At 65.1% G+C, this 23,033-nt stretch carries 30 protein-coding genes; 23 read left to right on the top strand and 7 right to left on the bottom strand.

The genetic code is table 11. From position 1 onward, the window contains the following. Window positions 1-2: 2 nt before the first annotated feature. The 16 genes from KBB36_RS01195 (at window position 3) to KBB36_RS01270 (ending at window position 13,174) form a co-directional block, all read left to right on the top strand. Window positions 3-1,541, top strand: coding sequence for a portal protein (locus KBB36_RS01195; RefSeq protein ID WP_290975703.1), 1,539 nt, complete (start codon window positions 3-5; stop codon window positions 1,539-1,541). A 26-nt stretch (window positions 1,542-1,567) separates the two neighbouring features. Continuing rightward, entirely contained in the window at window positions 1,568-2,302 is a 735-nt protein-coding gene (locus tag KBB36_RS01200; protein WP_290975705.1) for a hypothetical protein, read from the top strand. A 186-nt stretch (window positions 2,303-2,488) separates the two neighbouring features. After that, window positions 2,489-3,307, top strand: a complete 819-nt coding sequence (locus KBB36_RS01205; RefSeq protein ID WP_290975707.1) for a phage capsid protein — start codon at window positions 2,489-2,491, stop codon at window positions 3,305-3,307. A gap of 33 nt (window positions 3,308-3,340) precedes the next feature. Next, window positions 3,341-3,610 carry a hypothetical protein gene (locus KBB36_RS01210; RefSeq protein ID WP_290975710.1) on the top strand — a complete coding sequence of 90 codons (270 nt, stop codon included), beginning with the start codon at window positions 3,341-3,343 and terminating at the stop codon, window positions 3,608-3,610. 145 nt (window positions 3,611-3,755) lie between these two features. Further along, on the top strand, window positions 3,756-4,325 hold the full coding sequence (locus KBB36_RS01215; RefSeq protein ID WP_290975713.1) for a hypothetical protein: 570 nt from the start codon (window positions 3,756-3,758) through the stop codon (window positions 4,323-4,325). Further along, window positions 4,325-6,238 carry a hypothetical protein gene (locus KBB36_RS01220; protein WP_290975716.1) on the top strand — a complete coding sequence of 638 codons (1,914 nt, stop codon included), beginning with the start codon at window positions 4,325-4,327 and terminating at the stop codon, window positions 6,236-6,238. Before KBB36_RS01215 ends, KBB36_RS01220 begins: the two co-directional genes overlap by 1 nt. Then, window positions 6,238-6,651 (top strand): hypothetical protein, encoded by a 414-nt coding sequence (locus tag KBB36_RS01225; RefSeq protein ID WP_290975720.1) that lies wholly within the window; start codon window positions 6,238-6,240, stop codon window positions 6,649-6,651. The genes KBB36_RS01220 and KBB36_RS01225 overlap by 1 nt, the downstream gene beginning before the upstream one ends. Before the next feature lie 8 nt (window positions 6,652-6,659). Then, window positions 6,660-7,370: a hypothetical protein gene (locus KBB36_RS01230; protein ID WP_290975721.1), complete on the top strand. Its 711-nt coding sequence runs from the start codon at window positions 6,660-6,662 to the stop codon at window positions 7,368-7,370. A 10-nt stretch (window positions 7,371-7,380) separates the two neighbouring features. Beyond that, window positions 7,381-8,592, top strand: coding sequence for a LamG-like jellyroll fold domain-containing protein (locus KBB36_RS01235; RefSeq protein ID WP_290975724.1), 1,212 nt, complete (start codon window positions 7,381-7,383; stop codon window positions 8,590-8,592). Between the two features lie 11 nt (window positions 8,593-8,603). Then, entirely contained in the window at window positions 8,604-8,900 is a 297-nt protein-coding gene (locus KBB36_RS01240; RefSeq protein ID WP_290975727.1) for a hypothetical protein, read from the top strand. A gap of 5 nt (window positions 8,901-8,905) precedes the next feature. Next, window positions 8,906-9,268, top strand: a complete 363-nt coding sequence (locus tag KBB36_RS01245) for a hypothetical protein (RefSeq protein WP_290975730.1) — start codon at window positions 8,906-8,908, stop codon at window positions 9,266-9,268. Further along, complete coding sequence (gene terL, locus KBB36_RS01250; protein ID WP_290975733.1) at window positions 9,255-10,799, top strand: phage terminase large subunit; 1,545 nt, start codon at window positions 9,255-9,257, stop codon at window positions 10,797-10,799. Before KBB36_RS01245 ends, terL begins: the two co-directional genes overlap by 14 nt. 15 nt (window positions 10,800-10,814) lie before the next feature. Further along, the gene (locus KBB36_RS01255; RefSeq protein WP_290975735.1) at window positions 10,815-11,126 is read left to right on the top strand and encodes a hypothetical protein; all 312 of its coding nucleotides are present in this window, start codon (window positions 10,815-10,817) and stop codon (window positions 11,124-11,126) included. 29 nt (window positions 11,127-11,155) lie between these two features. Beyond that, window positions 11,156-11,497, top strand: a complete 342-nt coding sequence (locus KBB36_RS01260) for a DUF952 domain-containing protein (protein ID WP_290975738.1) — start codon at window positions 11,156-11,158, stop codon at window positions 11,495-11,497. A 7-nt stretch (window positions 11,498-11,504) separates the two neighbouring features. Next, window positions 11,505-12,116, top strand: coding sequence for a 2'-5' RNA ligase family protein (locus KBB36_RS01265; RefSeq protein ID WP_290975741.1), 612 nt, complete (start codon window positions 11,505-11,507; stop codon window positions 12,114-12,116). Then, complete coding sequence (locus KBB36_RS01270; RefSeq protein WP_290975743.1) at window positions 12,113-13,174, top strand: quinone-dependent dihydroorotate dehydrogenase; 1,062 nt, start codon at window positions 12,113-12,115, stop codon at window positions 13,172-13,174. Before KBB36_RS01265 ends, KBB36_RS01270 begins: the two co-directional genes overlap by 4 nt. On the opposite strand, the gene KBB36_RS01275 is transcribed toward KBB36_RS01270, so the two are convergent. Genes KBB36_RS01275 through KBB36_RS01285 form a run of 3 tightly spaced genes read right to left on the bottom strand, consistent with a single transcriptional unit; the run spans window position 13,143 to window position 14,727 of the window. Next, window positions 13,143-13,598 (bottom strand): toxin-antitoxin system HicB family antitoxin, encoded by a 456-nt coding sequence (locus KBB36_RS01275; RefSeq protein WP_290975745.1) that lies wholly within the window; start codon window positions 13,596-13,598, stop codon window positions 13,143-13,145. The genes KBB36_RS01270 and KBB36_RS01275 overlap by 32 nt on opposite strands. Continuing rightward, window positions 13,567-13,815: a hypothetical protein gene (locus KBB36_RS01280; protein ID WP_290975747.1), complete on the bottom strand. Its 249-nt coding sequence runs from the start codon at window positions 13,813-13,815 to the stop codon at window positions 13,567-13,569. The genes KBB36_RS01275 and KBB36_RS01280 overlap by 32 nt, the downstream gene beginning before the upstream one ends. Before the next feature lie 60 nt (window positions 13,816-13,875). After that, window positions 13,876-14,727 carry a fumarylacetoacetate hydrolase family protein gene (locus KBB36_RS01285; protein ID WP_290975749.1) on the bottom strand — a complete coding sequence of 284 codons (852 nt, stop codon included), beginning with the start codon at window positions 14,725-14,727 and terminating at the stop codon, window positions 13,876-13,878. A 117-nt stretch (window positions 14,728-14,844) separates the two neighbouring features. Here KBB36_RS01285 and KBB36_RS01290 point away from each other — a divergent pair, with 117 nt between their 5' ends. From KBB36_RS01290 to KBB36_RS01300, 3 genes are all read left to right on the top strand, one after another. After that, on the top strand, window positions 14,845-16,689 hold the full coding sequence (locus tag KBB36_RS01290; RefSeq protein WP_290975750.1) for an ABC transporter ATP-binding protein/permease: 1,845 nt from the start codon (window positions 14,845-14,847) through the stop codon (window positions 16,687-16,689). An 86-nt stretch (window positions 16,690-16,775) separates the two neighbouring features. Further along, window positions 16,776-17,495, top strand: coding sequence for a phosphatidylserine decarboxylase (locus KBB36_RS01295; RefSeq protein ID WP_290975751.1), 720 nt, complete (start codon window positions 16,776-16,778; stop codon window positions 17,493-17,495). A gap of 58 nt (window positions 17,496-17,553) precedes the next feature. After that, window positions 17,554-18,420 (top strand): phosphatidylcholine/phosphatidylserine synthase, encoded by an 867-nt coding sequence (locus KBB36_RS01300; protein ID WP_290975753.1) that lies wholly within the window; start codon window positions 17,554-17,556, stop codon window positions 18,418-18,420. 296 nt (window positions 18,421-18,716) lie between these two features. Here KBB36_RS01300 and KBB36_RS01305 read toward each other — a convergent pair whose 3' ends face one another. Further along, a complete protein-coding gene (locus KBB36_RS01305; protein WP_290975756.1) occupies window positions 18,717-19,091 on the bottom strand; it encodes a hypothetical protein in 375 nt (124 codons plus the stop codon). 96 nt (window positions 19,092-19,187) lie between these two features. On the opposite strand from KBB36_RS01305, the gene KBB36_RS01310 reads away from it, so the two are divergent. The 4 genes from KBB36_RS01310 (at window position 19,188) to KBB36_RS01325 (ending at window position 20,348) form a co-directional block, all read left to right on the top strand. Beyond that, the gene (locus KBB36_RS01310; protein WP_290975758.1) at window positions 19,188-19,490 is read left to right on the top strand and encodes a hypothetical protein; all 303 of its coding nucleotides are present in this window, start codon (window positions 19,188-19,190) and stop codon (window positions 19,488-19,490) included. A 112-nt stretch (window positions 19,491-19,602) separates the two neighbouring features. Next, the gene (locus tag KBB36_RS01315) at window positions 19,603-19,755 is read left to right on the top strand and encodes a hypothetical protein (protein WP_290975760.1); all 153 of its coding nucleotides are present in this window, start codon (window positions 19,603-19,605) and stop codon (window positions 19,753-19,755) included. 60 nt (window positions 19,756-19,815) lie between these two features. Next, window positions 19,816-20,079 (top strand): type II toxin-antitoxin system Phd/YefM family antitoxin, encoded by a 264-nt coding sequence (locus KBB36_RS01320; RefSeq protein ID WP_290975762.1) that lies wholly within the window; start codon window positions 19,816-19,818, stop codon window positions 20,077-20,079. Further along, complete coding sequence (locus tag KBB36_RS01325; RefSeq protein WP_290975764.1) at window positions 20,079-20,348, top strand: Txe/YoeB family addiction module toxin; 270 nt, start codon at window positions 20,079-20,081, stop codon at window positions 20,346-20,348. Before KBB36_RS01320 ends, KBB36_RS01325 begins: the two co-directional genes overlap by 1 nt. Window positions 20,349-20,351: 3 nt before the next feature. Here the strand turns inward: KBB36_RS01325 and KBB36_RS01330 are convergent, their stop codons facing one another. Genes KBB36_RS01330 through fabA form a run of 3 tightly spaced genes read right to left on the bottom strand, consistent with a single transcriptional unit; the run spans window position 20,352 to window position 22,964 of the window. Beyond that, window positions 20,352-21,167 carry an SDR family oxidoreductase gene (locus tag KBB36_RS01330; RefSeq protein ID WP_290975766.1) on the bottom strand — a complete coding sequence of 272 codons (816 nt, stop codon included), beginning with the start codon at window positions 21,165-21,167 and terminating at the stop codon, window positions 20,352-20,354. A gap of 34 nt (window positions 21,168-21,201) precedes the next feature. Then, window positions 21,202-22,434 carry a beta-ketoacyl-ACP synthase I gene (gene fabB / locus KBB36_RS01335; protein WP_290975768.1) on the bottom strand — a complete coding sequence of 411 codons (1,233 nt, stop codon included), beginning with the start codon at window positions 22,432-22,434 and terminating at the stop codon, window positions 21,202-21,204. A gap of 2 nt (window positions 22,435-22,436) precedes the next feature. Next, window positions 22,437-22,964, bottom strand: a complete 528-nt coding sequence (fabA, locus tag KBB36_RS01340) for a bifunctional 3-hydroxydecanoyl-ACP dehydratase/trans-2-decenoyl-ACP isomerase (protein WP_290975770.1) — start codon at window positions 22,962-22,964, stop codon at window positions 22,437-22,439. Window positions 22,965-23,033: the final 69 nt, after the last annotated feature.

Genomic DNA, 23,033 nt, shown 5'->3' on the forward strand with positions numbered 1-23,033 from the left:
CCATGCTGCCGAGCCATTCAACCGAGCCCACAATTGCTGAAAAAGTGCAGGCTTTGCGCCAGCGCCACGCCGCCGCCAAGGCCGCCCGCAGCCTGTGGGAAAGCCGCTGGCAGGAATGTTATGCCATGGCGCTGCCCCTGGCCGCCGGCAATTCAGGAACAAACCAGGTAAATAATGCCGAGGCATTGTATGACGGTACCGCCGCCGATGCGGTGGAGCAGTTTGCCGCCAGCCTGCTGGCGCAATTGACCCCGCCCTGGTCGCGCTGGTTTGCGTTTCAGCCCGGCAGCGACATGGCCCCGGCGCAGCACGGCCAGGCCGCCAGCCTGCTGGATGATGCCGCGCGCCGCGCCCAGGGCCATTTTGACCGCTCGAATTTCATTGTTGAGATTCACCAATGTTATCTCGACCTGATCACCGCCGGCACTGCCTGCCTGGCGGTGGAGGAAGCGGCTTTGGGCGAGCCAAGTGCGTTGCGCTTTGCCGCCGTGCCGCTGCTGGATGTGGTGCTGGAGGAAGGCGGCACCGGCCGGCTCGACAGTGTGTTCCGCCGCCGCCAGATGAAGCGGGCGCAGCTGCTGGAGCGCTTTCCGGCCGCCGCCAGCTTGCCGGCACTGCAACAGCGCAATACGGGCGATGCCGACACGCCGGCTTTCGCCGTGCTGGAAGCCGTGTTGCCACAGCCGGCACAGCAGGGCGGGGGCTATGCCTATACCGCCCTGCTGGATGATGACACAGCCATCGGCGCCGATGCGCTGCTGGCCGAGGGCCGTTTCGCGCGCTCGCCCTATATCGCTTTCCGCTGGCTCAAGGCGCCGGGCGAGGCTTATGGCCGCTCGCCGGTGATGAAGGCCTTGCCGGATATCAAAACCGCCAACAAGGTGGTGGAACTGGTGCTGAAGAATGCTTCCATCGCCGTTACCGGCATCTGGCAGGCGGATGACGATGGCGTGCTCAACCCGGCCAATATCAAGCTGCTGCCCGGCGCCATCATCCCCAAGGCGGTCGGCTCCTCGGGCCTGACCCCGCTGGCCGCGCCGGGCCGCTTCGACATCTCGCAACTGGTGCTGGACGATCTGCGCGCCCGCATCCGCCATGCCATGCTGGCCGACCGGCTGGATCAGGTGGCGGGGCCGAAAATGAGCGCCACCGAAGTGCTGGAACGCGCCGCCGAAATGGCCCGCCTGCTCGGCGCCAGCTTTGGCCGGCTGCAAGGCGAATTGCTGACACCCTTGCTGGATCGGGTGGTTGATATCCTGCAACGGCGTGGCGAATTGCCCGGCTTTGCCCTGGATGGCCGCGACGTGGCGCTGGCCTATCAATCGCCGCTGGCCCGCTTGCAGGCCCAGGCCGATGTGCAAAGCACGCTGTTATGGCTGGAACAAGTCAAGGCGCTGGGGCCGGCAGCGGCCGGTGTGCTGGATGCCCCGGCGGTGGCGCGCTGGCTGGGCCGCTGCCTGGGTGTGCCGGGGGAATTCCTGCTCGAAGCCGGCGAGCTGCCGGTGGATGTTCCGCTTGTCTCTCAACAGAACATTTCATGATCAATCAGGAAGGAAAGCCAAGAGCCATGACCACCAATCTGCTTAATGCCGCCCCGGAATCCGGGGCCGAAACCGCCGCCGCGCTGGAAATCCCGGCCAAGTTCCGCGATCCGGAAACCGGCGCGCTGCAAGCCGACAAGCTGCTGAAATCCTATCTGGCGCTGGAAAAGCGCATGGCCCGCATGGTGGCCCTGCCAGGCGACGATGCCGACGAGCCGGCGCGGCGCAGCTTTTTTCGCGCCCTCGGCGTGCCGGAAACGCCCGATGCCTACCAGATCGAATTGCGCCATCCGCAGGTGCAGCTTGACCCCGCCGTGAATGCCCGGCTGCATCAGGCCGGCTTCACCCCGGCCCAGGCCCAGCTGGTCTATGACCTGGCCTGCGACCATGTCATGCCGCAACTGGAGCAATTTGCCGGCGACGTGGCGGCGAGCCGCGAGCGCGAACAGCTGGAGGCGCATTTCGGCGGCCCGGCACGGTTCCGCGAAACCGCCCGGGCGCTGGATGCCTGGGGCCGCGCCAATCTGCCGCCCAAGCTGTTCGATGCCCTGGCCGGCACCGCCCAGGGCGTGCTTGCTTTGCACGCCATGATGCAGAACCGCGAACCCGGCCTGGGCGGCAATGGCGGCGGCGGCAAGGCCGGCCTGCCGAGCGAAGCCGAACTGGCGAAACTGATGCGCGACCCGCGCTACTGGAAGCATCGCGACCCCGAAATCCTCGCACAAGTGACCGAAGGGTTCCGGAGGCTTTATCCGGGTTGATCGCGTGCTGCCCGGCGCGGTGTGGCCCGTTCATGCCGCGCCGGGTTCTGCTCTTTCAGGCGACAACCCGCACCGGGCCGCCAAGCCTCAAGCCATCCCGACCGTTGCGATGCCCGGGCCGCCCTGTGGCTGCCTGGATAACGCCGCCCGGTTCCTCGCATCCCCCTATTTTGAGGAACAGCCACCATGGCCCCCACCATTGAACCGAGTTTTGTGCGTCAATTCGAACAGGATGTGCATGCCGCCTATCAGCGGCTCGGCTCCAAGCTGCGCCCCACCGTGCGCTCCAAATCCGACATCAAGGGCAGTTCCACCACCTTCCAGAAGGTCGGCAAGGGCAGCGCCAGCACCAAGGCGCGGCACGGCAAGGTGCCGGTGATGAATGTGGACCATGCCAGCGTGGAATGCCTGTTGCAGGATTATTATGCCGGCGAATGGCTCGATGCGCTGGACGAGCTGAAGGTTGGCCATAACGAGCGCCAGGTGATCGTGAATGCCGGCGCCTATGCGCTGGGCCGCAAGACCGACGAACTGATCATCAAGGCGCTGGATGCCTCGGGCAATTTTGCCGGCGGCACCGGCGACGGCCTGACCAAGGCCAAGATCCTCACCGCCTTCGAATTGCTCGGCAGCGCCGATGTGCCCGATGACGGCCAGCGCACCGCGGTGATCGGCTGGCGGCAATGGAGCCAGTTGCTCGACATCCCGGAATTCGCCGATGCGGATTATGTCGGCGATGAAGACCTGCCGTGGAAGGGCGCTCAGGCCAAACACTGGCTCGGCACGTTGTGGATCGCCCATAGCGGCCTCACGCTGTCGGGCAACCTGCGGCTCTGCCACTGGTTCCACAAGACCGCCATCGGCCATGCCTCGGGCAAGGATGTGGCCGCCGACATCACCTGGCATGGCGACCGTGCCGCCTTGTTCATCAACAACATGATGAGCCAGGGCGCCGTGCTGATCGACGGCAGCGGCGTGGTGACGCTGCGCTGCCTCGAAAGCTGATCCCGCACCTCATCCAAAACAGGAGACGCAAGCATGGCTTATCAGGCCAAGAATCTCAGTGTCATCGGTTATGCCAATGGCTTCACGCTGTGGCATTACACCACGCCCGACGCGGCGGCCGCCGTGGATAGTGGCGGCTATTTCAATGCCGCCGCCGACATGCTGCGGGTGGGCGACTTCATCTTCGCCAACTGCGCCACCGCCGGCAGCCCGGCGCATGGCATCTTTGTAGTGGCATCGAATGCCGGCGGCGCGGTTGACCTTGCCGACCTGACGCCGTTTGGCGGCACCGACACCGACTGACCCGCGATACGCCGGCCGGCTCCGCGCCTTCTGGGCGGCGTGGGGCCGGTGCGGCGCGGCCGCGCGCGGCCCGGGGTGTTCCGGCCCTCCCCTCCTGCCACCGGAACACCCCGTTTCGCTGCCTTATCCCACAGAGGAGACAATCATGGCGCTCAACGCCGTTCAGCTTTGCAGCCGCGCCCTGGTGGGCCTGGGCGCCCGTGCCATTCCGGGCTTTGACGATGGCAGTGTGGAAGCCGAGGTGGCGCGCCATGTCTACGGCCCGGCCCGCGATGCGCTGCTTTCCGCGCATCCCTGGCGTTTCGCCACCGGCCAGGCCGCCCTGCCGCGCCTGCTGGCGGCGCCGCGCGCCGATTTTGCCCATGCCTTCCAGTTGCCGGCGGATTTTCTGCGCGCGCTTTCGGCCGGCAGCGACAGCCGTGGCCGCGGCGTCAGCTACCGCATCGTGGCCGGCACCTTGCAAGCTGATGCCGAGGCTTTGACCCTGACCTACATCTTCCGGCCCGACGAAGCCGGCTTCCCGCCGTTTTTTGACCAGGCTTTGGCTTCCCGGCTGGCAGCGGAATTCTGCCTGCCGCTGACCGAAAGCAGCAGCCGCGCCGACCTGCTGTTCAAACGCGCCGACGAGGAATTCCGCCGTGCCAAGGCGATCGACAGCCAGCAGGGCGAACCCGGCCGGATCGAGGATTTCACCCTTACCCAGGCGCGCCGCTGATGCCCCGCCTGCGCAGCACCAAAAACAACTTCACCGCCGGCGAGATCGCGCCGGAATTGCTAGGCCGCGCCGACCTGACCGCTTATGCCAATGGCGCGGCCAAATTGCGCAATGTGCTGATCCGCCCGACCGGCGGGGTGACGCGGCGCCCCGGCCTGCGCCATATCACGCTGCTGCATGGCGTGGCGCCGGATGCCGTGCGGCTGATCGGCTTCAGTTTCAATGTGGAGCAGAGCTATCTGCTGGTGCTGGGCGATGGCCTGCTGCGGGTCTTCCGCAACGGCGCCGAGACCACCAGCCTGGCGACGCCCTGGAACGCGGCGCAACTGGCACAACTGAGCTGGGTGCAGAGCGCCGACACACTGTTTTTCTGCCACCCGGATTTGCCGCCGCAGCGGCTGACCCGCACATCGCATAGCGACTGGCAGTTGACCAGCTTCAGCTTCAAGGCCGATCCGGCCAGCGGCGTGCAGCATATTCCCGGTTTCAAATTCGCCGCCGGCAATGTCACCCTGCAAGCCTCGGGCACCAGCGGCACAGTGACGCTGACCGCCTCGGCGCCGGTGTTTGATGCGGCGCATCTCGGCAGCCGCTTCCGGCTCAAACGCAAGCAGGTGGAGATCACCGCCATCACTTCGGCGGTTTCCGCCACCGCGCTGGTGAAGCAGACGCTGACTGACACCGCCGCGACCGAGGATTGGGAGGAGCCGGCCTTTTCCAGCCGGCGTGGCTGGCCGGTGGCGGTGACGCTGTTTCAGGAACGCCTGATCTTTGCCGGCGCGCGCGACCTGCCCAACCGGGTCTGGATGTCGAAGACCAGCGACCTGACCAATTTCGACCTCGGCACGGCCCTAGACGATGAAAGCATCGAATTCTCGCTGCTGGCCGACCAGGTGGATGCGATCCGCGCCGTGGTGGCCGGGCGCCATCTGCAAATCTTCACCGCCGGCGCCGAATGGATGGTGAGCGGCGAGCCGCTGACCCCGACCCGGCTGCGCGCCGAACGCCAGACCCGCATCGGCAGCCTGCTGGAACGCAGCATCGCGCCGCGCGTGGTGGATGGCGCCACGCTGTTTCTGGCGCGTGACGGCACGGGCCTGCGGCAATTCCTCTATGCCGATACCGAGCAGGCTTATAGCGCCGATGATGTGACGCTGGTGGCGCCGCATCTGTTCAACGGCCCGCGCGGCCTGGATTACGATCCGCGCCGCCGCCTGATCCTGATCCCGATGCAGGATGGCAGCCTGACGGTGCAGACCAGTTTCCGCGCCCAGCAGATCCTGGCCTGGACCCGGCTGGAAACCGAGGGCGCCTTCCGCGCCGTGGCGGTGGTGGAAGATGTGGTTTATGCCGCCATCCAGCGCGGTGAAAGCCTGGCATTGGAATGTTTAGACGATGCCTGCCACAGCGATGCCTGCCTGCTGGGCGAAGCCGAGACACCGCGCCGTAACTGGAGCGGCCTGGCGCATCTGGAAGGCCGCATGGTGCGGGTGCGCGGCGATGGCATGGATTATGGCCTGTATCCAGTGCAGGACGGCGCCCTCACCCTGGCCCAGACGGCAAGCCAGGTCGAGATCGGGCTGCCATTCAGCCACAATATCGAACCGCTGCCGGCTGAATTCGGCGGTGATAGCGGCGCCCAGGCCGGGCCGCTGCGGCTGATCCGCGCCGTGTTCCGGCTGCAACAGACCGGCGCGCTGGTGGTGGATTGTGGCCAGGGTTTGCGGCCGCAGAGTTTCAGCCGCTTTGGTGCCGCGCTGGATGCGGCGCCGCCGCTATTCAGCGGCGACCGCGAATTGCGCGGCCTGGGCTGGGTGCGTGGCCTGGATCGGCCACTCTGGCGCATCGAGCAGGATGCGCCGCAGCCCTTCACCCTGCTTTCCGTGACCACCGACCTGAAAGGAGCCGATTGATGGCCGCCTATATCCCGCTGGCGATTGCCGCCGCTTCTGCCGCCAGCAGCATGGCGCAGCAGAATGCCCAGGCCAAGGCGCAGAACGGCGCCCTGGCGCAGAACCAGGCCGATGCCGCGCGCGACTACCAGGCCGCCGAGCGCGAGCGCCAGCAGCGCCTGGCGCGCAGCCAGGCGGCGCAGCGCGCCGGCTTTGCCGCCTCAGGCGTCAGTGCCGATGGTTCAGGCGCGGCGGCCCTGACCAACCTGCTGGCGGAGAGCGAAGCCGAGCGCGACCAGCTGCTGCAAGCCTATCAGAGCCAGGTCAGCAGCCTGGCCGCTGCCGGCCGGGTGAATCTGCTGCGCCAGCGCCAGCAATGGCTGAATGGCGGCCGGTCGCTGGCCGGCAGCGCGTTTTCCGCATTCAGCCAATAGGGGGCGGCATGACCGACCTGATCGTCAGCGCGGCGACACCGCGCCAGCAATATCTGGCCGATGGCGTGGAACGCGCCTATGGCTTTCCGTTTCCGCTGCTCGATGCCAACGACCTTGTGGTCTGGCTCGATGACCAGCCGAGCCCGCTGGCCTACAGCGTCAGCGGCCTCAATCAATCGGCCGGCGGCAGCATCCTGTTTGCCAGCCCGCCGCAAGCCGGCTGCCGCATCACCCTGGCGCGGCGCATGGCGATCAAGCGCGAGACGGATTTTGTTGAAGGCGGCGCCTTCCACGCCCGGGCGCTGAACGAGGAACTGGATCGCCTGACCCTGCTGATCCAGCAGGTGGACGAAGCCAGCCAGCGCGCCTTGCAGGCCATACCCAGCGATGCGCCGGCCGGCCTGAATTTGCCCCGGCGGGACGACCGCGCCGGCAAGTTTCTGGGCTTTGATGCCGATGGCGCGCCGCAAGCCAGCTTGCTCAATCCGGACGGCATAACGCTGAGTTTGCAGCAGATGACCGAACTGCTGGCGCAGGCCGAGGCAGCGGCGGCGGCGGCGCAGCAGCAGGTTTTGCTGTTCACCAGCCTGGCGCTGGATCTGGAAGGCAAGCTGCAAGCGCTGGCCTGGCAGCAGCAGGTTTTGCAGCGCCAGCACCAGGCCAGCCCCGGCCTAGCCGCCAACCAGCACACACCCAACTGGGCCAATCTCAAGAGCTGAAGGACATGCCATGATCTATCCATCGCTGAATTACGACGCGCGGCTTTATCTGAATGACGCCAATGGCAAACCGATGCCGGCCAGTTTCAGCCGTGCCGGCAATGCCAGCCTGTGCAATGCCATCGGCCTGCTGGCAACGGCCGCCGCAGGCGCCATGCGCCATGATTACGCTGCCGATGGCCGCTATCTCGGCTGGCTGATCGAAGAACAGCGCAGCAATCTGGCACTGCACGCGGCGGCAGCCGACAATGCGGCCTGGACCAAGATCAATACGACGATCACGGCCAACGCCACGGCAGCACCTGATGGCACGCTGGCCGCTGACAAGATCGTCGAGGCCAGCGACGTGGCGCAGAGCCATAATCTGACCCAGGCCATCGTTTTCACGGCGGCGACCTATTGCTTCTCGGTTTACCTCAAGGCGGCGGGACGTAATGCGGCGATGGTGCAACTGGATAGCACCACACCAAGCAACGCCTTTTTCGATCTCTCGGCCGGCACGGTCGGCTATATCGGCAGCGCGTTGGCTTCGGCATCGATCACGGCCTGTGGCAATGCCTGGTATCGCTGCGCCGTGGTGGGCGCCACGGCTGCCGCAACGCGCAGTGTGCGTATCGCGCCAGCGAGCGGCACCGCGCATGGCAGCGAAATATACAACGGCGACGGCAGCAGCGGCATCCATGCCTGGGGCGCGCAGGTTGAACTCGGCAGCTTCCCGAGCAGCTATATCGCCACTGCCGGCGCGATGGTGACGCGGGCGGGCGACCTGTTCAGCCTGGCCACCGCAGCTTTTCCGTTCAATCCGACTGAGGGCAGCCTGCTGGTGCATTTCGACGTGGCCGCGCTGGGCCTGCTGAGCGGCATTGCCCGGCTGCATAATGCAAGTTTCGGCGGCATCGCGCTCTATCGCGGCACCGGCAACTTGATCGCGCTGGATATCAACGACGGCACGCCGCGCGGCAATGTGGCCGGCAGCCTGCCGCTGGCGGCGGGCGAAATGGTGCGGGTGGCTGTAGCCTGGAAACAGGGCGATGGCGCGCTGTGCATCAATGGCGGCCCGGTGGCAACTTTTGCCCCCAGCGCCATCCCGGCCGGGCTCGACACGCTGGAACTGGGCGGCGGCAATTGGGGCACCGCGCCGATGGGCGGCCATCTGCGCCATGCCGCGTATTTTCCGCGCCGCCTCGGCAATGCCGAGCTGCAAGACCTCACCCGCCTGTAAAGGAGCGCCCGATGCAAGACCTCTATATCCGTGCCGCCAGTGAAGCCGAAGCCAAGGCGGCGCTGCCGGATTTTGTCGATGCCGCCGGCAACTGGCGGCTGACCACGACACAATGGGCGTTTGATCCGCTGGGCGCCCTGGTTGATCAGCCCGCGGTGTTCGAGGGCATGCTTGTGGTGAGCGAGGCCACCTGGCTGCCGGGCTGGCATGCCAATCTGCGTTTGCTGGACGATGCCCTGCTGCCGCTGTTGCAGGCCAGCACTTTGCTGATCGACACGCCGGCCAGCCCAAGCCGTCTCTGGGCCTGAAGCCGATGCGACCAGGCCAGGCAGCCCATCTTGAAGCAACCCGGCAGGCCTTGCGCCTGGCCGCCATCGCACAGCAGCGCGCCAGCCAGTTGCTGGATGTCTATCAGCAATTGGCCTGCCCGGCGGCAGAGCCATCCGATGATCGCGCCATCACCCAGCGCCAGGCGGCGGCCAAGGCGGTGCTGAGCCATTACCTGATGCTGCAACGGCTGCTGCCGGTGCCGCCGCCATCCGGTGAATCGGAAGCTGCCGCGCCGCAGATCGATGCCGCCACGCTGGCAAGCATGCTGCACGATGCCCGGCGCCATGCCGAATCCGGGGCCGATGACGATACCAAGGAAAAGGAGAGCTGTGATGCCGCCGGATAACGCGATCCTGCCCGACACGCTGGCGCAAGACATCCGCCTGGTGGATTTTGTGCTGCTGTGGAACCAGCGCCAGAATCTGCCCTGCCCGGTGCTGCATCTCAGCATCCTGGACTGGCTGGAACAGAGCTGGCATGCCGGCGACAGCGAATTGCTGCTGCTGGTGTTTCGCGATGCCGGCAAGAGCACATTGGTGGGGCTGTTCTGCGCCTGGCTTTTGCTGCGCCAGCCGCATCTGCGCATCCTGGTGCTGGCCGCAGAGCAGGCCCTGGCACGCAAGCTGGTGCGTAACGTGAAGCGCATCATCGAACGCCACCCGCTCACCGCCGGGCTGAAGCCGAAGCGGCGCGAGCAATGGGCTGCCGACCTGTTCACCGTGAACCGTAATATCGAATTGCGCGATCCCTCCATGCTGGCGCGCGGCCTGGGCGGCAATATCACCGGCAGCCGCGCCGATGTGGTGATCTGCGACGATGTGGAAGTGCCGGCCAATGCCGGCAGCGCCACCGGGCGCGAGGAATTGCGCCAGCGCCTGCTGGAAATCGACTATGTGCTGGTGCCCACCGGCATGCAGCTTTATATCGGCACACCGCATAGTTATTACAGCATCTATGCCACCCAGCCGCGCCAGGAGGTTGGCGAGCAAGCGGCGTTTCTGGATGGCTTCAAGCGGCTGGAATTGCCGATCCTGGATGAACAGGGCCAGAGCCGCTGGCCGGAACGGTTTCCGCTGGCGCGGATCGAGCGGATCCGGCGCCGCAGCGGCCCGGCCAAATTCGCCAGCCAGATGCTGCTGCAACCCACCAGCAGCCAGGATGGCCGGCTCGATCCCGGCCTGCTGCGCAGCTATGGCGATGAGCTGGAAATCCGCGAGGCCGGCGGCCGGCTGGTGCTGAGCCTGGCCGGGCGGCGGCTGGTTTCCGCCAGCGCCTTCTGGGACCCGGCCTATGGCACCCCCAGGGTTAAGCATGCCGGCAATGGCGATGGCAGCGTGGTGGCGGCCTTGTTCAGCGATGCCGAGAGCCGGTTCTATCTGCATCGCATCGCCTATCTGACCCACGATCCGGCGCGGCTGGCCGAGCAGGATGCGGCGGGCCAGCTCTGCGACCAGGTGGCGGGTTTCCTGCGCGATCTGCATCTGCCCGGCATCCGGGTGGAGACAAACGGGCTGGGCAAATTCCTGCCCGGCCTGCTGCGCCACGCCCTGGCCCGTATCGGCCATGGCGCCGCCGTGGTGGAGCAGGTTTCGCGCCAGGCCAAGCAGGCGCGTATCCTGGCCGCCTTTGATGCCCCGCTGGCAGCCGGCATGCTGCATGCGCATGATACTGTGCTGGACTCGCCACTGATCACCGAGATGCGCGAATGGCGCCCAGGCAGCAGCAGCGCCCGCGATGACGGGCTGGATGCAGTGGCCGGCTGCCTGCTGGCCGAGCCGGTGCGGCTGACCCAGGCGCCACCGGCGGCGCGGCGCGACTGGCGCCCAGGTGCCGGGCAGAGCAAGGCACGCGCCGATTTTGATCCGTTCAAAGCCTGAGCGATGGAGAGAACCATGAGCATGCCGCTTCCCGTGGATATGGCCTGGTGGCTGACGGCGGTGGAACTACCCGCCCTGGCCGGCCTGTTCTGGCTGCAACAGCGCCAGCGCGACCAGACCGAGCGTGCCCTGGAAAGCCTGAGCCGCGATAGTCACAGCGCGATCCAGGCGGCCCGCTCGGCTTTGGCCGATTACAAGCTGGAAGTGGCGCAGACCTATGCCTCGCTGAGTGCGCTGAAGGATGTGGAAATCCGCCTGACCGAACATCTGCTGCGCATCGAGGCCAAGCTGGATCAGGCATCGAAACAAGTGGTTTCGCGCTATTAACCGCCCGGCAAATCGGCTAAACAGGCGCCATGACCACGATCTATCATATGGCCGCCAGCGCCGACTGGCAGGGTGCCGAGCAGAGCGGCGAGTATGCCGGTTCGGCCGACGACCTGCGCGACGGTTTCATTCACTTTTCCACTGCCGCACAAGTGGTGGAATCCGCCGCCAAACACCGCCAGGGCCGCAGCGACCTGCTGCTGCTTTATGTTGCCGCTGATGCCCTGGGGGACGCCCTGCGCTGGGAAGCGGCGCGCGGCGGGCAGTTGTTTCCGCATCTGTATGGCCGGCTGCGGCCGGAGCAGGTCTACCGCATCGAGAAACTGCCGCTCGGCGCCGATGGCCGGCATGTTTTCCCGCCGCTTGACTGAAGCCGGCTTGAGCGCACCTTTCATCCGCGACCCGCATTGGGATACGACGCGGCTTTCCTACACTGTGCAGGCGCCGGCACCAGCAGAAGCCCAGGCCGCCTTCGAAGCCTTCCGCGACCGGATTGAGGCCATGGCGCCGCCTGACAGTTTCTGGCGCGCACCAGCCGAACGGCTGCATGTTTCGGTGCATATCCTGGCCAATGCGCGGCATGAGTATGACAAGGATGCCTATTGGGCTGTGGCCGAGGCTGCCGCGCTGGCCGAGCTTGAGCAGATCGAGCGCCGGGCTTTCACCTGGCATTTTGACCGCCTGATCGCCGCCCCCTTGGGCGTGATTGCCGCCGCCAGCCCCGATCCGCGTCTCGCCGCCTTGCGCCACCGCCTGATCGCACGCCTGCCGCCGCCGCCTTTGCCGCATGAGCCGCCCTATCCGCTGGTGCATTGCACGCTGCTGCGCTATGCCGAACCGGCGGCCCTGCCGGCCGATTTCGCCGCCCGCGTGGCCACTTTGCCCTGTAGCGTGGATTGGCGGGCGGAACGGCTGGATTTGCTGCGCAACGAGCGCTATCCCTCGCTGCATCCCCGCCTTGTGCAAACCTTCACGCTGGAGCAGGCATGAGCCTCTACAAAACCCTGGCCTGGCCTTTGCTGCGCCACATGGATGCCGAGCGCGCCCATCGCCTGAGCCTCGACCTGCTGCAACACCTGCCGCTGCCGCCCGCCCCACAGCCGGACCCGATCCTGCGCTGCCATGTGGCCGGCATCGAGCTGCCCAGCCCGGTGGGCCTGGCCGCCGGCTTTGACAAGAATGCCGAAGTGCCCGATGCCATGCTGCGGCTCGGCTTCGGCTTTGTTGAGATCGGCGGGGTGACACCGCGCGCCCAGCCCGGCAATCCGAAGCCGCGCGTCTTCCGCCTGGAAGCCGACCGCGCCGTGATCAACCGCATGGGCTTCAACAATGCCGGCCTGGATGCCGCCGTGGCGCGGCTGGCGGCACGGCCGCGCCGGGCGGATGGCAAGACCAACGGCATCATCGGCGCCAATCTCGGCGCCAACAAGGACAGCGCCGACCGCCCCGGCGATTATGCCCTGGGCTATGCCGCGCTGGCGCCGCTGGTGGATTTCTGCGTTGTCAACGTCTCCTCGCCCAACACGCCGGGCCTGCGCAACCTGCAAGGCCGCGAGGAATTATCGAGCCTGCTCGACCGCCTGGCGCCGTTGCGCGCCGCCCGGCCGAAGCCGCTTTTTGTGAAGATCGCGCCCGATCTGGCGGAAGCCGATCTCGACGACATCGCCGAACTGGCGCTGGCGCATAAGCTGGATGGCCTGATCGCCACCAACACCACCATCGCCAGGCCCAGCAGCCTGCAAAGCCCGCACAAGGCCGAAACCGGCGGGCTTTCCGGCGCGCCGCTATTTGAGCCATCAACCGCCGTTTTGCGCCAGCTTTATGCCCGGCTTGGTGGCCGCATCGCCCTGATCGGGGTGGGCGGCATCGCCAGTGGCGCCCAGGCCTATGCCAAGATCCGCGCCGGCGCCAATGCCGTGCAGCTTTATTCCGCCCTGGTCTATGAAGGTCCCGGCCTGGCCCGCCGCATCGCCACCGAGCTGGCCGCGCTGCTGAAACAAGACGGCTTCAAATCGGTCAGCGACGCGGTTGGCGTGGCGGCGCGCTGAGCGGGAGCACGCCGGGCCGCTTGCCGGGCCGGGCCGCCGTTGCGCCCATGCCCTCGGCCAACAATGTGGCGGTCAGCGTATTCAGGCTGACGCCCTCACGCTCGGCGCGCTGCGCCAGCCTGCGGTGCAGCGAGCGCGGCACGCGCACGCGCCACTGCCCGGAATAGGCTGTATCGTTGCTGGGATCGGGGATGCTATCGCCGAATTCTCGCGCCGTGGCCAGCCATGCCTTGATTGCATCGCGGGCATCGCGCAGGGCGGCTTCCGGGCTGGCACCATCGCCGTGGCACCCCGGCAAATCCGGCACGCTTGCCAGCCAGCCGCCACCATCGGCACCGCTCAGCCGTTCCAGCCGGATCGGATAATCTGGTGCGGGCAAAGCCGAATCAGCCTCAGCGAGCGGGGTCTTGCGCTTCAATGCCATCGATCAGCCGTACAAAAAGTTTCACATAGATCGGCTTGATCGGGCGTTTCGCCGGAACAGTCAGCATCGCGCCACCAGGATGACGAAACGTGACATGACTGCTGCCCGGCTGGCGCCAGACCAGACCATGTGCCTCGGCCACTGATTGCAGTTGTTCGATGCGCCAATCCTGAGGATTGCGGCGCATCGCTTCGAGCAGCTTGGCGGCCTTGGCCATAGCTTAGTATGGTACCGTATCCGGTACCATACAAGAGGCTTTCAGCCGCCCCCCTGCACCTCAGGCGTTCTTCACCGGGTGGCGCAGCAGGCCAACGCCGCTGATTTCCACTTCGGCCACGTCGCCATCCTTCATCCACAGCGGCGGGGTGCGCTTGGCGCCGACACCGCCCGGGGTGCCCGTGGCGATCACATCGCCCGGCTTCAGCGGCAGCCAGGTGGTGACATACTTGATGATCTTGCGGATGTTGAAGGTCATCAGATCGGTGCCGGATTTCTGCACGCTCACGCCGTTGAGCCGGGTTTCCAGGCTGAGCGCCTGCGGATCAGGGATTTCATCGGCGGTGACCATCCAGGGGCCGAAGCCGCCGGTGGCGGGGAAATTCTTGCCCGGGGTGAACTGGCTGGTGTGGTTCTGCCAGTCGCGGATCGAGCCATCCATGTAGCAGCTATAGCCGGCGATCAGCGACCAGGCATCGTCTTCCGACACCTTGAAGCCTTCCTTGCCGATGATGATGGCCAATTCGCCTTCATAATCAAAGCGTTCGGATTCCTGCGGGCGCAGCAAAGGCTTGCCATGCGCCACCTGGCTTTCCGGGAAACGCACGAAGCAGGTGGGGTGGCCCGGCGGCTCGCGGCCCATTTCGCGGCGATGTTCGTCGTAATTCACGCCGATGCATAGAATCTTGCCCGGATTGGGCACCACCGGCAGCAGATCAAGGCTTTCCACCGCGCCGAGCTTGGGCGCCGCCGCGGCGGCTTCACCCAGCTTGGCCAGGGCGCCGCCCTTCAGCACCGCCACCAGATCGGGATAGGTGGCGCCGAGCACGGCGCCGACATCGGCCACCTTGCCATCCGCGCCGACCACGCCATACGAGGCCTTGCCATTCGCCGTAAAACTAACCACCTTCATCGCGCTGCTCCCGAGGTAACGGTCTGGTTCTTTCACCAAAACCAATACGCCCGCCCCCGGAGCCGCGCAAGTCCCGCCCTGCCGCCCATCCAGCCAGTTTTTCAGGCCATTATCACCATGCCGCTATTGTTTCCGCCGCCGCAGCGCCAACCCGGCCAGCCGCGCCGTTTTGCCGCCGAACTTCTGGCCCGGCTATGGCCGCAAAGCCGCCCCGACCTGCGCGCCCGCGTGGTGCTGGCGCTGCTGTTCCTGCTCTGCGCCAAGCTGGTCAATGTGACGGTGCCCTACCTGTTCAAACGCTCGGTGGATGAACTGGACATCGCCAAGAATGACGGCCAGGTGGCGCTGGTGGCGGTGCTGGGCCTGGTGCTGGCCTATGGCCTGGCGCGGGTTGGCGCCCAGGCCTTTGGCGAGGCGCGCGATGCGATCTTCGCCAAGGTGGCGCAATCGGCAATCCGCAGCCTGGCGCTGGATGTGTTCAACCATATCCATGCCCTCAGCCTGCGGTTCCACCTGGAACGCCAGACCGGCGGCCTGAGCCGGGTGATCGAGCGCGGCACCAAGGGCATTCAGTTTGTGCTCCAGTTCATGACCTTCAACATCGTGCCGACCATTGTGGAAATCGCCCTGGTGGGCGGCATCCTGTGGGCTTTGTATGGCTGGCAATTCACCGCCGTCACGGTAGGCGCCATCGCCGCCTATATCGTGTTCACCCTGCTCTTCACCGAATGGCGCACCAAATACCGGCGCCAGATGAATGACGAGGACCAGCGCGCCAATACCCGCGCGGTGGACAGCCTGCTGAATTACGAGACGGTGAAATATTTCACCAACGAGGCGCATGAAGCGCGCCGCTTTGACGAAGCCCTGAGCCGCTACGAGCGCGCCGCGGTGAAAAGCCAGGTATCGCTGGCGGCGCTTAATCTGGGCCAGGGCGCGATCATTGCCGTGGGCCTGATCGGCGTGATGGCGCTGGCCGCCCATGGTGTACGCGATGGCAGTATGACCTTGGGCGATTTTGTCATGGTCAATGCCTATCTGATCCAGCTTTACATGCCGCTGAATTTCCTCGGTTTCGCCTATCGCGAGATCAAGCAGGGGCTGGTGGATATGGAAGCCATGTTCACCTTGCTGGATGTGCCGGCCGAAGTGGTGGACCGGCCCGATGCCCAGCCGCTGACGCCCCGGGACGGTGCCGGCGAGGTGGTGTTCGAGGCGGTGGATTTTGCTTATGATCCGCGTCGGCCGATTTTGCAGGGGGTGAGCTTTCGCATCGCGCCGGGCCGCAAGCTGGCGGTGGTGGGCGCTTCGGGCGCCGGCAAGAGCACACTCTCGCGCCTGTTATTCCGCTTTTATGACGTGAGCGGCGGCCGCATCCTGATCGATGGCCAGGATATCCGCGCGGTGACCCAGCTCAGCGTGCGCCAGACCATCGGCATCGTGCCGCAGGATACCGTGCTGTTCAACGACAGCATCGCCTACAATATCGGCTATGGCCGGCCCAGCGCCAGCGAGGCGGAAATCCGCGAAGCGGCGCGCCAGGCGCAGCTTGAACCGCTGATCGAGCGGCTGCCCGATGGTTATCAGACCATGGTGGGCGAACGCGGCCTGAAACTGTCCGGCGGCGAGAAACAACGCGTTGCCATCGCCCGTGCGCTACTGAAACAGCCGCGCGTGATGGTGTTCGACGAAGCCACTTCGGCACTGGATACCCATACCGAACGGGAAATCCAGCAGGCGCTGGGCAATGCCGCCGAGGGCCTCACCACCCTGGTGATCGCGCATCGCCTGTCCACCGTGGTGGATGCCGACGAGATCATCGTGCTGGAACAGGGCCGCGTGGCGGAACGTGGCCGGCATGAGCAATTGCTCAAGGCCGCTGGCCTTTATGCCAAACTATGGCACCGCCAGCAGGAAGCCGCCGAGGCGGAAAACCGCCTCAAGGCCGCCGCCATCGTGTGAATCCTGACCCGGCATTAAGGCTTTCAGCCGAGGCTTAATGCCGGTACAATGCCGCACTGCATTCAAGACAGTGAGGCTTGCTCAGTATGGACACGATCCGTTCGGTTCTGGTGCCGATCCACCGCGAGGGCTGGAAGTTCATCGCGCTGTTCGCCCTGGTGACCCTGATCCTGTTCGCCATTGCCGTGCCGCTGGGCTGGCTCGGCGTGGTGCTGACTGCCTGGTGCGCCTATTTCTTCCGCGACCCGCCGCGTGTGACGCCGATCCGCCAGCCCGGCCCGGATGGCAAGGCGCCGGCCACGTTGCTGATCGCGCCAGCCGATGGTGTGGTGCAGATGATCGAACGCGCCGTGCCGCCCGAGGAATTGGGCATGGGCAATGATGCGCGGCTGCGCATCTCGATCTTCATGAACGTGTTCAATGTGCATGTGAACCGCTCGCCGGTGGATGCCACGGTGGCCGCCCTGGCCTATCGCCCGGGCAAGTTCCTCAATGCCGCACTCGACAAGGCTTCGACCGACAATGAGCGCCAGTCGATGAAGCTGGCGCTGGCCGGCGGCAAGGAAGTGGCCGTGGTGCAGATTGCCGGCCTGGTGGCGCGCCGCATCCTGTGCGAAGCCCGCGAAGGCCAGCAGCTCAAGGCCGGCGAACGCTTCGGCCTGATCCGCTTCGGCAGCCGGGTGGACGTGTATCTGGATGACGGCATGGTGCCGCTGGTGGTGGTGGGGCAGAATACCATCGCCGGCGAAACCGTGATTGCCGAGGATGACAGCGCAGAGGCGGCGCGCGGCGGCGAAATCCGCTGAACGCCATCTGAACCAAGCCGCAGCCCCGGATTCATTCACCAGCCAGGGAGCTTTCGCCATGCTGATCAAGCCGCCGCAGCGCCTGCGCAAGCTGCCGCTCAATATGCTGGCGCCGAATATCCTGACCATCTGCGCGCTGTGTTCGGGGCTGACCTCAATCCGCTTCGCCATTGCCGGGCAGTGGAAATTCGCCGTGGCGGCGATTGCCGTGGCGGCCCTGTTCGACATGCTGGATGGCCGCGTGGCGCGGCTGCTCAAGGGCGCCAGCCGGTTCGGCGCCGAACTCGATTCACTCTCCGATTTCCTCTGCTTCGGCGTGGCACCGGTGATGGTGCTGTATTTCTGGACCCTGCACGATCTCGGCAATGGCAATCCGGGCTGGCTGGTGGTGCTGGCCTTCGCCACCTGCACCGCTTTGCGCCTGGCGCGCTTCAACACCGCGCTGGAAGATACCAGCAAGCCGGTCTGGACCGGCAGTTTTTTCACCGGCATCCCGTCGCCGGCCGGCGCCGGCCTGGCCTTGCTGTTCATGATCCTGAGCCTGGAAATCGATTCGGCGCTGTTCCGCTCGCCGCTGCTGAATGCAGTCTGGGCGCTGGGCATCGGCTTCCTGATGATCAGCAAAGTGCCGACCTATTCCTTCAAGCGGGTGCGGGTGAAGCGCGAGGCGGTGCTGCCGGTGCTGCTCGGCGTCGGCCTGCTGGCGGCTTTGCTGATGAACGAGCCCTGGTATAGCCTGGCGCTGCTGGAAATCGCCTATATCATTTCGATCCCGTTCAGCGCCCGGGCGCATGCCCGGCTCAAACGCGGCGAGCCGGCGCCGAGCGAAGCTGCCAGCACAGAAGCCGCCGCAGCGGATGAAGCAGTTGTTCCGCCGGCTGCAACAGCGGGCGAAACCGAGCCGCCGCCGCGCCAGATTCACTAGGGTGCGGACCCATTATTAGCGGGTCCGGGATTGGCCCAGGCAGGCCGCCGGCTAGGAGCAAATCGAAGCGCGTAGCGGGACTACGGGCAAGATTTGCAACAACGTCCGGCGGCCTGCCTGGACCAACCCCTGCGGGGCGGTGTGCTTTTCTTGCCTGGCGGCGTCGCCAAGCCTCACCGATGCACCACATCGCTTTCGGCTTGCCCTCCTGGCCAGGCAAGAAAATCACGCCGTCACGGACCCGCTAATAATGGGTCCGCACCCTAGCTGCTAAAGCCGGTTTAATGCCGCCCGGCTTAATGCCGGGTGGGTCCGCCGCGCTGTTTTTCCTGTTCCAGCTTTTCGCGCAGCTTGGCGGCAAAGGCGCCGCCATCATTGCGCTGCGCCAGGAACAGTTCCACACTGAGCATGGCGCGCTCGTTATCCGTGGTGGGTGGCCCCTTGCGGGCGATTTTTTCCGCCAGCTTCAATAATTTGGGATCCAGCCGGGCGCGGATGCTGCGGATCAGCCGGGCCAGTTCGGCGCGCGGGTCTTCCGCCCGCCGGGCTGGCCGTGCCACCGCCGGACCTGGATTTTTTGCCTTGTTTTCCGGCACAAACAGCTTGTTCATCAGGCGCTGCAAGGCGCCCGGCGCGGCTGGTGGAGCGGGTTTTTTCGGCGGTGCGGCCATGGCGGCAGCCTCTCGCTTTCCGCGCCCGGGCGCAACCATCTTGTTGCGCTGTCATCTTTTCTTGCCCTAGCGTCAAATAGGGATACAATCTTCCGTATGAGCCTGATCGTGCAAGCAGCAGGATTGCTTCCTACGGTGGCGCAATCGCCCAACCAGGTGCAATCCAACCAGGGACCGGCCGCCTTGCAGGCGGCAACCGGGGTGGCGGCGCTTGGCGTGCGCACAGATACCCGCATGGCAGCGGCTGCTTCAGGCAATTCCGGCGGCTCGGCCGGCACGCGCGGCGACAAGGGCCGCAATGCCGATAACAATGCCAATGCCACCGAATCGCGCACCGATGCGCAGCGCACCGGCCCGCGTCCACGCGGCATGGGGCGCCACGCCGACGTTACGGTCTGAATTCGCACCAGATTGATCTGCAATCTGGGCGATAATTCGGCTGTGGATAAACTTTGTTAACCACGAATCAGCCAAGCTCGCGCCCATGAACGACCTTGTGGGGGATCAGAGTATGTCGGTGCGTATCAGGCACTTGCGGGCGATTCTTGCGTCCATCAATGAACAATTGCAGCAGGACAACCTGCGCCCGGAAGCGCGTGACTACCTGCGCCAGACCGCCGATTCCTGCCGCGCCACCATCCGCGAACTGGCGCTGAAACTCTGATTCCGGTTTGACGCTTGGCCCCTCCTGTACAATTTATTGTACAGGAAAAAGGAGCAGGCCATGGGTGTGATCAGCTATACTCAGGCGCGGCAGAATCTTGCCGAACTGATGCAGAAGGTTTGCGACGAGCGGGCGCCAACCATCATCACGCGGCGCAACGGCGCCCCGGTGGTGATGCTGTCGCTGGAGGAATATGAAGGGCTGGAAGCCACACTGCATCTGCTTTCCAGCCCGAAGAATGCCGAACGCCTGCGGGAATCGATTGCACAGCTTGAAGCCGGTCAGTTTGTGACTTACACGCTGCCGGACCCAAAGCCAGAGTAATGCTGGTAATCTTCTCGCCGCATGCCTGGGCAGAGTTTCGCCAATTGCAGACCGAAGCGCCAGAACTGGCGCTCAAACTTGGCCTATTGATTGACGATATTCGCCGCCATCCCTTTCAGGGCCTGGGCAAGCCGGAACCTTTGCGCCATGACCTGAAAGGCTATTGGTCGCGCCGCATCATTGTCGAACACCGGCTGGTTTATCGCGTGGTTGGCAGCGGCAGCGAGCAGCGCGTTGAAATTGCGCAATGCCGCTACCATTACGGCTGAGATTCAGCCCTCGCCGCCATTCAGATCGGCCGGGTTGGGCATGCCGAGCGCGTGGAAGCCACTATCCACATGCACAATCTCGCCGGTGACGCCGGCGCCGAGATCGGAGAGCAGGAACAAGGCCGAGCCGCCGACTTCCTCCAGCGAGGCGTTGCGGCGCAGCGGGCTATGCTGGGCAGTGAATTTGAACGTGGCGCGGGCCGAGCCGATGGCCGAGCCGGCAAGGGTGCGCATCGGGCCCGGCGAGACGGCATTGACGCGAATATTCTGCGGGCCGAGATCCACCGCCAGATAACGCACGCTGGCTTCCAGCGCCGCCTTGGCCACGCCCATCACATTGTAATTCGGCATCACGCGGGTGGAGCCTTCATAGGTCAGCGTGATCAGCGCGCCGCCCTGGCTCATATGCGGCACGGCCAGCCGCGCCACTTCGGTGAAGGAATAGCAGGAGATCAGCATCGAACGGCTGAAATTGCTGCGCGTGGTGTTGAGATAGCGGCCTTTCAGTTCTTCCTTGTCGGAATAGGCGATGGCATGCACGACAAAATCAAGCTGACCGCCCAGTGCCGCCGCAGCGCCATCAATCGCCGCCTTCAGGCTGGCTTCGTCTTCAACATCGCACGGCACCACCGCCTTGGCCTGCGCACTATCGGCCAGCGGCCGCACGCGGCGTTCAAAAGCTTCGCCCTGATAGGTGAAGGCCAGTTCGGCGCCATGCGCCGCCAGCATCTTGGCGATGCCCCAGGCAATCGAATGATCGTTGGCGACGCCCATGATCAGGCCGCGCTTGCCGGCCATCAGGCCGCGTGTTTCCGTCATGGCGTTATTTTCTTCAATGATATGGTTTGAGCGATCAGGCGTCGTAGCGCTGGAACAATAACGTGGCGTTGGTGCCGCCGAAGCCGAAGGAATTCGACATCACGCGGTTCAGCGTCACATTATCGCGCCGCTCGCGCACAATGGGGAAACCTTCTGCGCCGGGGTCGAGATTTTCGATATTGGCCGAGGCGGCGATGAAATCATGCTGCATCATCAGCAGCGCGTAGATGGCTTCCTGCACGCCGGCAGCACCGAGCGAATGCCCGGTCAGCGACTTGGTGGAGGAAATCGGCGGCACCATATCGCCAAACACTTCGCGGATCGCGTTCAGTTCGGTGATATCGCCGGCCGGCGTGGAGGTGCCATGGGTGTTGATATAATCCACCGGGGCATTATGGCCACGATTGGCTTCATTCAGCGCCAGCTGCATGCAGCGCACCGCGCCTTCGCCCGAGGGCGCCACCATGTCGGCGCCGTCCGAAGTGGCGCCATAGCCAACAAGTTCGGCATAGATTTTGGCGCCGCGTGCCTTGGCATGTTCCAGTTCTTCCAGCACCACCAAGCCGCCGCCGCCGGCAATGACAAAGCCGTCGCGGTCCTTGTCATAGGCGCGCGAAGCCCGTTCCGGGGTAGCATTGTAGCTCGACGACATCGCCGGCATGGCATCAAACAGGTTGGACAGGGCCCAATCCAGTTCCTCGCCGCCGCCGGCAAACATCACATCCTGCTTGCCGAACTGGATCAGTTCGGCGGCATTGCCGATGCAATGCGCCGAGGTGGAGCAGGCCGAGGAGATCGAATAGCTCAGGCCCTTGATCTTGAACGCGGTGGACAGCACCGCCGAGCAGGTGCTGGACATGGCGCGCGGCACCATGAACGGGCCGATCCGCTTCGGGCCGCCCTTCTCGCGGGTGATATCGGCGGCCTGGATCAGATTGCGGGTGGAGGGGCCGCCGGAACCGACGATCAGGCCGGTGCGCTGATTGACGATATCGGCCTCTTCCAGACCGCTATCGGCCAGCGCCTGCTCCATGGCGAGATAAGCATAGGCGGCGCCATCGCCCATGAAGCGCTTCTGGCGCCGGTCGATGGCGGCTTCCAGGTCGATCTTCACCGGGGCGTAAACCTGGCTGCGGAAGCCGAGCTTGGCATATTCCTCCGAAAACTGGATGCCGGAACGGCCCAGTTTGAGGCTTTCCGTCACCTCGGCGACATTATTGCCGATCGAGGAGGCGATACCGATTCCGGTGACGACGACACGGCGCATGTTCAGGCTCCCGCGCTGGCGGCCATGCCGGCCGGAAACACGCCGACCCGCATGTCCTTGCATTCATAGGCAAGTTTGCCGTCGATATACATGCAGCCATCGGCCACGGCGATGCCGAATTTGCGCATCAGCAGTTTCTTGATATCGATCTGGAACGAAATCTTCTGCGATTCCGGCGTCACTTCACCGGAAAACTTGACCTCGCCGACGCTGAGCGCGCGGCCCTTGCCGGGCGCCTTGCTCCAGCCGAGGAAAAACCCGACCAGCTGCCACATCGCATCCAGGCCGAGGCAGCCCGGCATCACCGGATCGCTCTCAAAATGGCAGGGGAAGAACCACAGATTGGGCTTGATATCGAGTTCGGCATGGATTTCACCCTTGCCGTATTTACCGCCGTCGGAGGCAATCTTGAGAATGCGGTCGAGCATCAGCATCGGCGGCAGCGGCAGGCGGGCATTGCCCTCGCCAAACAGCTTGCCGTGAGCGCAATCCAGCAGATCCTCGTAAGTATAGCTACTCTTCCGTTCCACGGGCGGAAATCCTCGATTTGCAACGATTACGACCGCCAAAAGGCGGTTGGGGCCGACCCCCATAACCAC

Origin of the sequence: Ferrovibrio sp. (assembly GCF_017994015.1) — a bacterium.
GTDB lineage: Bacteria > Pseudomonadota > Alphaproteobacteria > Ferrovibrionales > Ferrovibrionaceae > Ferrovibrio.